This window comes from Neopusillimonas maritima (genome assembly GCF_003576595.1).
GTDB classification, from domain to species: Bacteria; Pseudomonadota; Gammaproteobacteria; order Burkholderiales; family Burkholderiaceae_B; genus Neopusillimonas; species Neopusillimonas maritima.
The window spans coordinates 50948-64032 of record NZ_NQOU01000006.1; the positions used below are offsets into that span (position 1 = coordinate 50948).

Consider the following 13085-nt stretch of genomic DNA (forward strand, 5'->3'; position numbering starts at 1 on the left):
GCAAATGAAGACATCTGAAATACGTCAAAAATTCCTGTCATTCTTTGAATCGAAAGGCCATCAGGTAGTGCCGTCGTCGCCGTTAATTCCGGCCAACGACCCCACATTGCTGTTTACCAATGCGGGTATGGTGCAATTCAAAGATGTCTTTACCGGCAAGGAAACCCGTGCCTATACGCGTGCGGTCAGTTCACAACGCTGCGTGCGTGCCGGCGGCAAGCATAACGACCTGGAAAACGTAGGCTACACTGCGCGCCACCATACGTTCTTTGAAATGCTGGGTAATTTCAGCTTCGGCGATTATTTCAAACGCGATGCCATTATGTATGCCTGGGAGCTATTGACCCAGGTTTACGGGCTGCCTTCCGATAAGCTGTGGGTGACGGTCTACGAAGAAGACGATGAAGCCTACGACATTTGGGCCAACGAAGTGAATGTGCCCAAAGACCGTATTGTGCGCATTGGCGATAATAAAGGTGCTCGGTACGCTTCCGACAATTTTTGGCAAATGGCAGACACCGGTCCGTGCGGCCCCTGTTCAGAAATTTTTTACGATCATGGTCCGGATGTGTGGGGTGGACCACCCGGGTCGCCGGATGAAGACGGCGACCGTTACATTGAAATCTGGAATCTGGTGTTCATGCAGTTCGAGCGCGATGCGCAAGGCAATATGAACCCGTTGCCAAGCCCGTGTGTTGATACCGGCATGGGGCTGGAGCGCATCGCTGCGGTTTTGCAGCATGTGCATTCGAACTACGAAATTGACCTATTTCAAGCGCTTATTAAAGCCGCCGCGCGTGAAACCAATACGGCCGATCTGGGTAACAACTCGCTGAAAGTTATTGCCGATCACATTCGTGCCTGCAGCTTTTTGGTAATAGACGGCGTGATACCCAGCAATGAGGGCCGGGGTTACGTGCTGCGCCGCATTGTACGGCGTGCACTGCGGCATGGGCATAAATTGGGTCAGTCGGGCTTGTTTTTTCACAAATTGGTCGCCGATCTTGTACAGCAAATGGGCGACGCATACCCTGAGTTGGCTGCCCAGCAAGCCCGGGTAGAGCAAGTGTTGCGCCAAGAGGAGAGCCGTTTCAGCGAGACGCTTGAAAACGGCATGAAAATTCTGGAAGGTGCGCTGGCTGGCCTCAAAGAAGAGGAAGTGCTCGACGGCCAAACGCTGTTCACGCTCTACGACACTTATGGATTTCCAGTTGACTTAACCGCCGATATTTGCCGCGAGCGTAAAGTGGGCGTTGATTTAAGCGGCTTTGAGCAAGCTATGGCACGACAACGTGAACAGGCGCGGGCGGCCGGAAAATTCAAAGCAGTCGAAGGCTTAACTTACGAAGGGGTGGATACCCGCTTCGAGGGTTATGAGCACCTGCAGGCGCAAGGAAAAATTACGGCCTTGTATGTTGATGGCTCGGTTGTAAACGAAATTGAAGCCGGTCAAGACGCCATCGCGGTGCTCGACATCACCCCTTTCTATGCCGAATCAGGTGGCCAGGTGGGTGATGCCGGGCTACTGGAAACCGATAGTGCCTTGTTTGAAGTGCATGACACACAGAAAGTGCAACCCCAGGTGTTCGGCCATCATGGTCGACTCAAGCAGGGGCGGCTCGCGGTGGGTGATTCGGTCCGAGCAACAGTCGATGCTGTGCGCCGTGCCCGCACCATGCGCAACCATTCTGCTACGCACTTGCTGCACAAGGCCTTGCGCGATGTATTGGGTGATCACGTACAGCAACGTGGCTCTTTGGTCGATCATGAAAAAACCCGTTTCGATTTTGCGCACGATGCCCCGGTAAGTGCCAAGGAAATTGTCGAAATTGAGCAGATTGTGAACGCTCAGGTGCTTGAAAATAAAGCGGTTGCAGCGCAACTTATGTCTTACGATGATGCCGTGCAGGGCGGGGCGGTTGCCTTGTTTGGTGAAAAGTACGGCGATGAAGTTCGTGTTCTTGATATTGGTTTTTCACGTGAGCTTTGTGGTGGTACTCACGTGTCGCGTACTGGTGATATCGGCTTGTTCAAAGTGGTGTCGGAAGGTGGCGTGGCGGCGGGTGTGCGTCGTATCGAAGCCATTACAGGCGATAACGCCGTGAACTGGGTGCAGCAAACCCAGGCGACATTGCAAAATGCGGCCGGCCAATTGAAAACTCAGCCTGTCGAGCTTGGTCAGCGTATTTCCATGTTGCAAGGGCAGCTTAAGGCGGCCGAAGCGGAAGTGCAGCGCCTGCAGCAAAAACTGGCCTCATCAGCGGGTAATGACTTACTATCGCAAGCGATCGAGCTAAACGGTGGCGGCCGTTTGCTGGTGGGTCAGTTGGCCGGGGTGGAAGCCAAGGCTTTACGCGGCATGGTCGACGATATGAAACAACGTCTTAAATCCGGCATTGTGTTATTGGCTACGGTAGATGGCGACAAAATAAGCTTAGTGGCAGGCGTAACAAATGATTTAACCGACAAGGTTAAAGCGGGAGATCTGGTTGGGCTGGTAGCCGGCCAGGTAGGCGGTAAGGGCGGTGGCCGTCCCGATATGGCCATGGGCGGCGGCACCGAGGTTCAGGCGTTGCCTAAAGCGTTGGAAAGTGTTGAAGCGTGGGTACGGGAACGGGTGGCATGAGCGGTTCAGAACAATCTTTACCGGAATTTCAACTGGAAGTGGACGCAACTGGGTTAAAATGCCCGTTGCCCATTTTGCGCGCCAAGAAAGCCTTGGCGCAACTGGAAAGTGGTCAGGTTTTGAAAGTGATTACCACCGACCCCAACGCGGTGCGCGACTTTCAGGCCTTTGCCCGTCAAACCGGAAATGCGCTTGTGGCGCAAGTCACCGGGGCCGATAATGCTCTGCATTTCATGGCGCGGCGTTAAATAACTATTTTTGGTGGTTTTGGCGTTTTCTGTTTGCTATAAGCAAAGAAAAAATGCTAGAATCTTTTGTTTTCCACAACATTTTCAAAGGATTACCTATGGTGGTGATTCGTCTAGCCCGTGGTGGCTCGAAGAAGCGTCCGTTTTACAGTTTAGTAGCAGCCGACTCACGTAATCGTCGTGATGGTCGTTTTATTGAACGCATTGGTTTTTACAACCCGTTAGGCGGTGAAGGCCAGGAAAACCTGCGCATTGCCCTAGACCGCGTTGAATACTGGACATCCAATGGTGCCAAGTTGTCGCCTGCTGTTCAGCGTTTGGTGAAAACTTACTCCGAACAGGCTGCAGCCTAATACTGCAGTGACACAGTCTGTCGAAGCGGCGCCGCACGACCTGGTCGAGCTAGGCCGTATCGTTTCAGCCTATGGTGTAAAAGGCTGGGTGAAGATCCAGCCCCATTCGGCTCATGCAGACGTCTTGCTGGGTACCTCCGTTTGGTGGTTAAAAGCGCCCGTCCCGCCTGGGAAGCTGGGCGCTTTTTCGCATCAGGGTAAAAGCTATCGTGTGCAAAGCTCGCGCTTTCATACAGATAGCGTCGTTGCGCAGCTTGATTCTGTTAATGATCGCAATCAAGCAGAGGCGTTGAAGGGTTATACCGTATGGGCGCCGCGCAGTTCGTTTCCTGCAGCCGATGACGATGAGTATTATTGGATAGATCTTATTGGTTGTCGCTTATATGGCGAACAAGGTTCTGAAACGGTATTGCTCGGTGAAATTATCGAAGTCATCGATAACGGAGCCCATGGCGTTTTGCGCGTAGCTCGGGCTTGCGAAACGGAAGGCGGTGTGTTGGAGCGCCTTATGAATGAAAAAGGTCGTGCTCAGGAGGTGTTGGTACCATTCGTGCAGGCTCATGTGCATACGGTCGACCTTCAAAACAAAAGTCTGTACAGTAACTGGCCTGCCGATTGGTAAGGACAGCGATGCGTTTCGACGTTATTACACTTTTCCCCGACATGTTTTCGGTTGTGCGCGATTTGGGCGTAACCGGACGCGCCCATCGGCGGGAACAGTGGGCGCTGCAATTATGGAACCCACGCGACTTTACCCAAGACGTCCACCGCACAGTTGATGATCGCCCCTATGGCGGCGGGCCGGGTATGGTTATGATGGCAGAGCCATTAGAAAAAGCCGTGACGGCGGCGCAAAGCGCCCGTCCCGACAGCCCCGAAGTCATTCTGTTATCGCCCGCCGGCAAGCCATTTACGCAAAATCGGGCTCAGGCATTGGCACATAGCCAGGGCGCTATTCTCATCTGTGGACGTTATGAAGGGCTTGATCAGCGTTTCATTAATCGCTGCGTAACGGAAGAAATTTCACTCGGCGATTTTGTATTGTCGGGCGGTGAGATCCCGGCGTTGGCTGTTATGGATTCTGTTATACGTCTGTTGCCGGGTGTATTGAATGATGCCGATTCGGCTCGCCAGGATTCGTTTAATGAGGATCTGACCGGGTTGCTCGACAGCCCTCATTACACCCGGCCGGAAGTGTACGAAAGTGAGTCGGTTCCGGCTGAGTTATTGTCGGGGCACCACGCTAATATTGCGCAATGGCGCAGGCGGCAATCATTGAAGATAACCGCACAGCGGCGCCCCGATCTTATCGAGGCGGCACGCCGCAACGGCCTGCTTTCCAAGGTGGATGAAGCGTTTCTAAAAACGTTATTATTTTAAGCGCGCCTTAAGAGGCGACAAGCAAATAGTCAAAACCTTAGACCTTAAGCCCGCGGCGCAAACTAATGCGAAGCAGGCACGCAACGCGTGCCTGCTTCCAGCACGTTTACTTCAACTTGTTGAACTGTTCTTTTACTTTCTCAAGTGTTTCCGTAAATTGCACCATGCGGTCCTTTTCCTGCTGGACCACCGCTTCGGGTGCGCGCTGCACAAAATTGTCGTTTGAGAGTTTCGCGTTGGCTTTGCTGATTTCATTGGTTAAGCGCTCAATTTCCTTACCTAACCGGGCGCGCTCGGCAACAACATCGATTTCCACCCTGAGCATTAACTCGGTTGTGCCTACCACTTGAACCGGGGCCCCCATTTCCGGGAGAGTCGCAACAATGTCAACATCGCTTAACTTGGCCAATGCCGATAAATAAGCCTGGTTGCGTGCCAGTGCGGCAGGCTCTCCACGGGCAACAAGCGGGACGCGCTGAGCGGGGGAAATGTTCATTTCGCCGCGTAAGGCGCGCACCGCTTCAACCTGCGCTTTTAGTTCCGCCACTTGGTCTTCAGCAACTTTATTGATTTTGCCGGGTTCTGAGACGGGGTAGGGTTGCACGCTGACACTGGTTTCTTGTTTGACGCTGCGTTTGCCTGCAACCACCGACACTTTCTGCCAAAGTTCTTCGGTAATGAATGGAATAATGGGATGAGCCAAACGCAGCACGGTTTCCAGTACACGAATGAGTGTGCGGCGCGTACCCAGTTGCTGGGCGGGCGTGCCGGTTTGTAATTGAACTTTGGCCAGCTCCAGGTACCAGTCGCAATATTCGTCCCAAACAAAGTGATACAACTTGTTGGCTACGAAGTCGAAACGGTAATCGTTGAAGCCTTTTTCAATATCGGCCTCCAGGCGCTGTAATTGGCTGACAATCCATTGATCGGTAAATTGCAATTCGTCACCGCTGTCGCCCGCCAGGTTATGTCCTTCCGTATTCATCAAGACAAAACGCGAGGCATTCCAGAGTTTGTTGCAAAAATTGCGATAGCCTTCGCAACGCTTCAGGTCGAAGTTGATATTGCGACCCAATGTTGCATAAGCGGCCATGGTGAAGCGCAGTGCATCGGTGCCGTAGGCAGGGAAGCCTTCGGGGTAGTCTTTACGCGTGCGTTTTTCAATGCCGGCGGCCTGGCGTGGGTTCATCAGGCCGGCGGTACGTTTGGCCACCAGCGACTCCAGGTCGATCCCGTCGATTAGGTCGACCGGATCGATGGTATTGCCTTTTGATTTACTCATCTTCTTACCTTCCATGTCGCACACCAGGCCGTGCACATAAACATGTCGGAAGGGAACTTGCCCGGTGAGGTGCATGCTCATCATGACCATGCGGGCCACCCAGAAGAAAATAATGTCAAAACCGGTTACCAACACGCTGGAGGGTAGGTAGCGTGCCAAATCGGGTGTTTGTTCGGGCCAGCCCAAGTCGGTAAAGGGTACCAAGGCCGACGAAAACCAGGTGTCGAGTACGTCCGGGTCTCGGGTTAGGGGGCCGGTAATGCCGGCCGCCGCCGCTTTGCTCTTTGCCTCTTGCTCATTGCGTGCGACGACAATCCGGCCGTCTTCGGCATACCAAGCTGGAATTTGATGTCCCCACCACAATTGACGCGAAATACACCAATCTTGTATTTTTTCGAGCCATTGGTTGTAGGTGGTGCTCCAGTTTTCCGGGAAGAACTGCACGCGACCGTCGGCGACGACTTCCAGTGCGACATCGGTAATGCTTTTGCCGGGGTGCAAGGCATTTTCCGGAGCGGGTTTGCTCATGGCCACGAACCATTGGTCGGTTAGCATCGGTTCAATCACGGTTTGCGTGCGATCGCCGCGTGGAACCATAAGCTTATGTTTTTTAACGTTTTTCAACAGGCCCAGGGCGTCCAGGTCGGCTACGACCTGTTCGCGTGCGTTAAAACGGTCTTTGCCACGGTAGGCCTCGGGCGCGTTGTCATTGATTTTGGCATCTAACGTCAGGATGCTGATTTGTGGCAGAGCATGGCGTTGCCCGACGGCGTAGTCGTTGAAGTCGTGCGCCGGCGTAACTTTAACCGCGCCGGTACCAAACTCTTTGTCGACGTATTCATCGCCAATAATAGGAATTTCCCGATTGCATAATGGCAGTGAAACGGTTTTGCCAATTAAATGAGCGTAGCGTTCGTCTTCAGGGTGCACCATGACAGCAGCATCGCCCAGCATGGTTTCGGGTCGGGTCGTCGCGACAACAACATGGGTTTGATCTCCGTGTGGCTGTGTCAGTGGATAAGCAATTTCCCATAAAAACCCGTCTTCCTCCTCGCTGACGACCTCCAGGTCGGAAACTGCGGTGCCCAAAACCGGATCCCAGTTCACCAGACGCTTGCCGCGGTATATGAGACCTTGCTCGTACAACCGCACAAATGTCTCTACCACCCCGCGTGACAAATTGTCATCCATGGTGAAGTATTCGCGATCCCAATCAGCCGATGAACCGAGCCGGCGGAATTGGCTGGTGATGGTGTTGCCTGATTGTTCCTTCCATTCCCAGACTTTCTCCAGGAATTTTTCGCGGCCAAGGTCGTGGCGGCTCACCTTCTGGGCATCAAGCTGGCGCTCAACCACAATTTGGGTGGCGATGCCGGCGTGGTCGGTGCCCGGAATAAATACAGTGTCGTCGCCGCGCATACGGTGGTAACGCACCAGACCGTCCATGACTGTTTGGTTAAACGCATGACCCATGTGCAGGGTGCCGGTTACGTTTGGCGGTGGGAACTGAATGACATAGGGCTCACTTGCCCGAGAGGCAACGGGTTCCACATGTTGACCCCCTTTAAAGTAACCGCGTCGCTCCCATTCCGGGTACCAGCGCGATTCGATTTCTTGCGGTTCGAAGCTTTTGGGAAGTTGGTCGAGGTCTTGCTTAGTGGAAGAAGAGGTCATATAAAACAGTGAAAAACGAATAAATGGATGAATTGGCAGACAAAATGCCGTTTCTGTTACAAAATGGCTAAAGCCTTCTATTTTATGATGGAGTGGTGGTTTTTGGGCGTGTTAAAATGAACGGTTAACAAAAACTCTAGCAAAGTTCTTGTTTTTATTGGAAAAACCGTTTTTAATCTTTGGATATTTTATGGCAATCGAACGCACCCTTTCCATTATCAAACCCGACGCCGTCGCGAAAAACGTGATTGGCCAAATCGTAGCCCGTTTCGAACAGGCCGGTTTGAAAGTTATTGCAGCATCGTTAAAGCAGTTGTCCCGCTCGGAAGCAGAGCGTTTTTATGCCGTTCACAGCGAACGCCCGTTCTTTAAAGACTTGGTCGATTTCATGGTATCGGGCCCGGTTTTCGTGCAAGTGCTGGAAGGCGATAACGCCATTCAGAAAAATCGCGACCTGATGGGTGCAACCGATCCCAAGAAAGCGGAAGCCGGTACCATTCGCGCCGATTTTGCGGAAAGCATTGATGCTAATGCAGTGCATGGTTCCGATGCCCCTGAAACAGCAGCCGTTGAAATTGCTTTCTTCTTTCCTGAAAGCAACATTCACAGCCGTTAAATTATGACAGAACCGAACGAACCGATCGACGTTTTGGGTATGGGCCCCGCCGAACTGACTGCGCTGGTCGCGCAGTGGGGCGGCAAGCCGTTCCGTGCCCGTCAACTTATGCGCTGGGTGCACCAGCGCGGGGCCGGCTCGTTCGACAACATGTCTGACCTGGCCCGTAGTTTCCGTGAACAGCTATCGCAACATTGCCGTATCGGTGCGCCGCTGGTGCAAACCCGCCAGTGTTCATCCGACGGTACACGCAAGTGGCTGTTCGACGTTGGCCAGGGTAATGCCGTGGAAACGGTTTTCATTCCTGAAGACGACCGCGGTACCTTATGCATTTCAAGCCAGGCGGGTTGCACCGTGGGTTGCCCGTTTTGTTCCACGGGTTATCAAGGGTTCAACCGTAACTTAAGCACTGCTGAAATTATCGGCCAACTCTGGCATGCCAAACGTGAGCTTGAGGCCGAGCGCGATGCCGCTCGTAGTTCAGATGAGGCCAAAAATCCGGCTGACCGCGTAATTACCAATGTGGTCATGATGGGCATGGGCGAGCCGCTGCTGAACTACGACCAGGTCGTAGGCGCCCTTCACTTAATGTTAGACGACAACGCCTATGGCCTGTCACGCCGTCGCGTTACTGTTAGTACGTCGGGTGTGGTGCCGTTTATGGATCGCCTGGCCAAGGATTGCCCGGTTGCGTTGGCGGTATCATTGCACGCGCCCAACGATGCTTTGCGCGATAAACTTGTACCGTTGAACCGCAAGCACCCGTTGTCGGAACTCCTGGATGCCTGCAATCGTTATCTGGAATACGCACCGCGGGATTTCATCACCTTTGAATACATTATGCTCGACGGTGTAAACGATACCGACCAGCACGCCCAGGAGCTTATTGATATTGCGCGTCAGGTACGTTGCAAGTTCAATTTGATTCCGTTCAATCCTTTTCCGCAATCGGGCCTGAAGCGTTCGCCGGCCACTCGGGTCCGTTTGTTTGCCCAGCGTTTAATCGACGCGGGTTTGGTTACAACCGTTCGTAAAACCCGTGGCGATGATATCGCTGCGGCCTGCGGTCAGTTGGCCGGCGATGTAAAAGACAGAACACGTATTAACGAAAGGCTGCCCCATCGTGCAACCATTCTCATGAAAGAGGAGCATGCATGACTCAACCTCTGCTTAAAGAAGACGCTGAATCCGCGTCCGTTATACCGCTGCGTGAAGGCATTGGTTCGGCATTCAAAACGCTGCGTCAGTCCAAACGTATTACGCTGTCCGAAGCTTCCGGCCGAATCAAGTTTTCAACGCGCCAGATTCAGGCGCTTGAGAACGAAGAGTGGGATATTCTGCCTACGGGTGTGCCTTTGCGTGGCTTGGTCAAGAACTATGCTCGTTTTCTCGAGGCCGATGTAGATGCCATGTTGGTGATGCTGGAAAGCCAGGTTGCATCTGCAACGCCGCCGCGTTCTGCAATAGAGCCGGCAAAAGGTGGGGCCGCGTTCACCCCAACCGACCTGCCGTCGCAGGCGGAAGGGGGGGGCTTTCCTTGGGGTTGGTTCCTGATTATCGTGGCGTTGCTTGTGGTAGCCGGCTTTTACGCCGTTGATCAAGGCTGGGTTCCCGAATCGTGGCTGGCGTTTGAGTGGTTTAAGTCTCTGTAATTCATGAATCAACCCTCCTCTTTGCCGCCCTGCGCCGACGCGCCCCTTGCCGTTGGGCCGGCTCCGCGTCGAAATACCCGGCAAGTCAGCGTGCAGTGGGGCAATAACGTAGTGAATGTGGGTGGGAGTGCACCGATTGTGGTGCAGTCAATGACAAACACCGACACGGCCGACGCCATTGCGACTGCCATTCAGGTGAAAGAACTGGCGCAAGCAGGTTCCGAAGTTGTCCGTATTACGGTTAATACACCGGACGCCGCCCGCGAGGTTCCCGCCATTCGGCAACAACTCGATCGCATGGGCATTGATACGCCGTTGGTGGGTGACTTCCATTACAACGGCCATAAGCTGCTAACCCAATTCCCCGAATGCGCCCAGGCTTTATCGAAATATCGAATTAATCCGGGCAATATGGGTGCGGGCAATCGGCGTGAAGACAATTTTGCCCAGATGATTGAAGTGGCATGCCGCTACAACAAACCTGTTCGCATCGGAGTCAATTGGGGTAGCCTAGACAGCACACTTATGGCCCGAATGATGGATGAAAACAGTCGTCGCCGTGAACCCTGGAGTGCCCAGGCAGTGATGCGTGAGGCTTTGGTGGTATCAGCCATCAGTAATGCGCAGCGGGCTGAAGCGCTGGGCCTGCCTGGTAACGCCATCGTGTTGTCGTGCAAAGTCAGTCATGTGCAAGATCTCATTGCCGTGTATCAGAATCTGGCATCGCGTTGTGATTACCCTTTACACCTGGGTTTAACTGAGGCGGGTATGGGTAGCAAAGGTATCGTGGCTTCCACGGCTGCCCTGGCGGTTTTGCTTCAGCAGGGTATTGGCGATACTATTCGCATCTCGCTTACGCCTGAGCCAGGGGGTGATCGTACCCGGGAAGTGGTTGTTGCTCAGGAAATTTTGCAAACGATGGGTTTGCGCGCGTTTACACCTATGGTGGTGGCGTGCCCAGGCTGTGGCCGTACCAGCAGCACAGTATTCCAGCATCTGGCCGACAGCATTCAGGCTTATTTGCGTGAGCAAATGCCGGTATGGCGAACGCGGTATCCTGGCGTGGAAAGGATGAATGTAGCCGTCATGGGATGCGTGGTAAACGGGCCGGGCGAAAGCCAGCATGCCGACATCGGCATCAGTCTTCCGGGCACAGGTGAAGTACCTTCCGCTCCGGTGTATGTTGATGGTCGACGCACTGTAACGTTGAAAGGTGATCACATTGCGCAGGAATTCCAGGCCATCGTCGAGCATTACGTAGAACAACGGTACGGCGCCGGCGCTTGATCGCGCTTTGCGTCTAATTAAAACAAGAGCAGGTATGTCGCAGTCATTTCAGAAGGTTCATGCCATTACGGGCATGAAAGATGTATTGCCCGATGGCAGTGCGCAGTGGGAGCAGTTGGAAAAAATCGTCCGCGAGTGGTTGGCGGCATACGGTTATCGTAATATTCGTACCCCGGTGCTGGAGCACACGCGTTTGTTCGCGCGCGGTATCGGTGAAGTGACCGATATTGTCGAGAAGGAAATGTACTCCTTCACCGACGCGCTCAACGACGAGAAACTTACGCTGCGACCCGAGTTTACCGCCGGTATTGTGCGTGCCACGATTGAGCACAATCTGGTCTACGACCGACCACAACGCGTGTTTTCCATGGGGCCGGTTTTCCGCCACGAGAAGCCGCAGCGCGGGCGTTATCGTCAATTTCACCAAATTGATGTTGAAGCGTTGGGTTTGAAAGGCCCGGATGTGGATGCTGAGCTTATTGTGATGTTGGGGCGCTTGTGGAAAACGCTGGGGCTGAATGATGTGCGTCTGGAGTTGAATTCGCTGGGGCAGGCGGACGAACGTCTGCGGCATCGCGAAGCTTTGGTGGCTTATCTTGAACGGCACGTTGACGTGTTGGACGAAGAAGGGCGTCGTCGTATGTATACCAATCCTTTGCGTGTGCTGGACACAAAAAATCCAGCCATGCAGGAAATGGCCAATGGCGCCCCACGTTTATTTGATTTTTTGGGTAACGAGACTCGTGCGCATTTCGACGGAGTTTGTGATCGTTTGAGCGACGCGGGTATCGCCTATTCTCTGAATCCAAGGCTGGTCCGTGGTCTTGATTACTACAACCTTACCGTGTTTGAGTGGGTTACCGACCAACTTGGGGCTCAAGGCACCGTATGCGGTGGCGGCCGATACGATGGCCTGGTTGAACTGCTGGGGGGTAAGCCTACACCGGCGGTGGGTTTTGCGATCGGGATGGAGCGTTTGCTTGACTTGTGGTCGCAAAGCCGCCCGGCGATTGATACGCCGGAATGCCAGGTTTATATGATTTATCAATCGGAACCCGCCCAGCGCATGTCGGCAACATTGGCCGAGCAGTTGCGCGATGCCGGCTTGCGCGTTATTGTCCATGCCGGCTCCAGCGGTTTTAAGTCGCAATTCAAGCGCGCCGACGCCAGTGGAGCGGTTGTGGCCGTCATTATTGGTGAGCAAGAACACCAGAATAATGAGGTCAGCATAAAATGGCTGCGCGCTGATTTAATTGAAAACGATATTCAACAGGAAACGATTCCCGCAAATCGCCTGGTAGACGCAATAAAACAAAAGGTTTAAAGAAAGAATGGCATACGATCTGGAAGAACAGGAGAAACTAGACGCAATCCGGCAGTGGTGGGAGCGCTATGGCACGCTTATCGTAACTGTTTTGGTTGTTATTGCAGCATCGTTCGCGGGTTGGCGTGGTTGGCAATGGTATGAAACCAATCAGGCCAAGCAGGCCATGGGTTATTTTGAAGCCCTTGAAACGGCAGCCACGAATGAACAAAGTGAAGAATCTTTGGCCCGTGTGCGGGCGGCCAGCGAAACATTACGCGAGGATTTTCCCAAATCGGGTTATGCCTCGCGAGGCGCATTAGTGGCGGCACGTGTATTGCAAGAGCGTGATGATTACGCCGGGGCCACGGAACAATTGAATTGGGTCATTGAACAAAGTGGCGATGCCGCGCTGGTGCCGTTGGCACGTTTGCGTCTGGCTGGTGTTTTGTTACAACAAAAGGAATATGACGCCGCGTTGAAAGCATTGGAAAACCCGCCAGAAGCGTTCGCAGCGCTTTATGCCGATCGTCGTGGCGATATTCTGGCGGCGCAAGGAAAGTCGGATGAAGCCAGGCAAGCATGGCAAAGTGCAGTGGAAACCTTGGGTGATGACCCCATGGTACAAATTATTGAACTCAAAATAGACGCCCTGGGAGACTAA

The 13085-nt window shown here is 53.4% G+C and carries 12 protein-coding genes; 11 read left to right on the forward strand and 1 reads right to left on the reverse strand.

Annotation, left to right across the window (positions count from 1 at the left end; genetic code table 11):
• The first annotated feature begins 4 nt into the window (after window positions 1-4).
• The 5 genes from alaS to trmD all read left to right on the forward strand — a co-directional run bounded on the left by alaS (window position 5) and on the right by trmD (window position 4607).
• Window positions 5-2626, forward strand: coding sequence for an alanine--tRNA ligase (gene alaS / locus CJO09_RS13365; RefSeq protein ID WP_119442800.1), 2622 nt, complete (start codon window positions 5-7; stop codon window positions 2624-2626).
• Entirely contained in the window at window positions 2623-2874 is a 252-nt protein-coding gene (locus CJO09_RS13370) for a sulfurtransferase TusA family protein (protein ID WP_119442801.1), read from the forward strand. The genes alaS and CJO09_RS13370 overlap by 4 nt, the downstream gene beginning before the upstream one ends.
• 98 nt (window positions 2875-2972) lie before the next feature.
• On the forward strand, window positions 2973-3227 hold the full coding sequence (rpsP, locus tag CJO09_RS13375; RefSeq protein ID WP_119442892.1) for a 30S ribosomal protein S16: 255 nt from the start codon (window positions 2973-2975) through the stop codon (window positions 3225-3227).
• A gap of 7 nt (window positions 3228-3234) precedes the next feature.
• Entirely contained in the window at window positions 3235-3849 is a 615-nt protein-coding gene (gene rimM / locus CJO09_RS13380; RefSeq protein WP_119442802.1) for a ribosome maturation factor RimM, read from the forward strand.
• Between the two features lie 8 nt (window positions 3850-3857).
• Window positions 3858-4607: a tRNA (guanosine(37)-N1)-methyltransferase TrmD gene (gene trmD, locus CJO09_RS13385; RefSeq protein WP_119442803.1), complete on the forward strand. Its 750-nt coding sequence runs from the start codon at window positions 3858-3860 to the stop codon at window positions 4605-4607.
• Between the two features lie 106 nt (window positions 4608-4713).
• Here the strand turns inward: trmD and CJO09_RS13390 are convergent, their stop codons facing one another.
• Complete coding sequence (locus CJO09_RS13390) at window positions 4714-7563, reverse strand: valine--tRNA ligase (RefSeq protein ID WP_119442804.1); 2850 nt, start codon at window positions 7561-7563, stop codon at window positions 4714-4716.
• Between the two features lie 190 nt (window positions 7564-7753).
• Here CJO09_RS13390 and ndk point away from each other — a divergent pair, with 190 nt between their 5' ends.
• From ndk to CJO09_RS13420, 6 genes are read left to right on the forward strand one after another with little or no spacing between them, the layout of a single operon-like run.
• Window positions 7754-8179: a nucleoside-diphosphate kinase gene (ndk, locus tag CJO09_RS13395; RefSeq protein ID WP_119442893.1), complete on the forward strand. Its 426-nt coding sequence runs from the start codon at window positions 7754-7756 to the stop codon at window positions 8177-8179.
• A 3-nt stretch (window positions 8180-8182) separates the two neighbouring features.
• A complete protein-coding gene (gene rlmN, locus CJO09_RS13400; RefSeq protein ID WP_119442805.1) occupies window positions 8183-9337 on the forward strand; it encodes a dual-specificity RNA methyltransferase RlmN in 1155 nt (384 codons plus the stop codon).
• Window positions 9334-9831 (forward strand): helix-turn-helix domain-containing protein, encoded by a 498-nt coding sequence (locus CJO09_RS13405; protein WP_119442806.1) that lies wholly within the window; start codon window positions 9334-9336, stop codon window positions 9829-9831. The genes rlmN and CJO09_RS13405 overlap by 4 nt, the downstream gene beginning before the upstream one ends.
• A 3-nt stretch (window positions 9832-9834) precedes the next feature.
• Window positions 9835-11118: a flavodoxin-dependent (E)-4-hydroxy-3-methylbut-2-enyl-diphosphate synthase gene (gene ispG / locus CJO09_RS13410; RefSeq protein ID WP_119442807.1), complete on the forward strand. Its 1284-nt coding sequence runs from the start codon at window positions 9835-9837 to the stop codon at window positions 11116-11118.
• Window positions 11119-11152: 34 nt separating this feature from the next.
• The gene (gene hisS, locus CJO09_RS13415) at window positions 11153-12442 is read left to right on the forward strand and encodes a histidine--tRNA ligase (RefSeq protein WP_119442808.1); all 1290 of its coding nucleotides are present in this window, start codon (window positions 11153-11155) and stop codon (window positions 12440-12442) included.
• Window positions 12443-12449: 7 nt separating this feature from the next.
• Window positions 12450-13085, forward strand: coding sequence for a YfgM family protein (locus CJO09_RS13420; RefSeq protein WP_119442809.1), 636 nt, complete (start codon window positions 12450-12452; stop codon window positions 13083-13085).

What these genes read in the sequence shown, in the direction of transcription:
- alaS (WP_119442800.1), top strand. Translation starts at nt 5, where the DNA reads ATGAAGACATCTGAAATACGTCAAAAATTCCTGTCATTCTTTGAATCG.
- CJO09_RS13370 (WP_119442801.1), top strand. Translation starts at nt 2,623, where the DNA reads ATGAGCGGTTCAGAACAATCTTTACCGGAATTTCAACTGGAAGTGGAC.
- rpsP (WP_119442892.1), top strand. Translation starts at nt 2,973, where the DNA reads ATGGTGGTGATTCGTCTAGCCCGTGGTGGCTCGAAGAAGCGTCCGTTT.
- trmD (WP_119442803.1), top strand. Translation starts at nt 3,858, where the DNA reads ATGCGTTTCGACGTTATTACACTTTTCCCCGACATGTTTTCGGTTGTG.
- CJO09_RS13390 (WP_119442804.1), bottom strand. Translation starts at nt 7,563, where the DNA reads ATGACCTCTTCTTCCACTAAGCAAGACCTCGACCAACTTCCCAAAAGC.
- ndk (WP_119442893.1), top strand. Translation starts at nt 7,754, where the DNA reads ATGGCAATCGAACGCACCCTTTCCATTATCAAACCCGACGCCGTCGCG.
- rlmN (WP_119442805.1), top strand. Translation starts at nt 8,183, where the DNA reads ATGACAGAACCGAACGAACCGATCGACGTTTTGGGTATGGGCCCCGCC.
- CJO09_RS13405 (WP_119442806.1), top strand. Translation starts at nt 9,334, where the DNA reads ATGACTCAACCTCTGCTTAAAGAAGACGCTGAATCCGCGTCCGTTATA.
- ispG (WP_119442807.1), top strand. Translation starts at nt 9,835, where the DNA reads ATGAATCAACCCTCCTCTTTGCCGCCCTGCGCCGACGCGCCCCTTGCC.
- hisS (WP_119442808.1), top strand. Translation starts at nt 11,153, where the DNA reads ATGTCGCAGTCATTTCAGAAGGTTCATGCCATTACGGGCATGAAAGAT.
- CJO09_RS13420 (WP_119442809.1), top strand. Translation starts at nt 12,450, where the DNA reads ATGGCATACGATCTGGAAGAACAGGAGAAACTAGACGCAATCCGGCAG.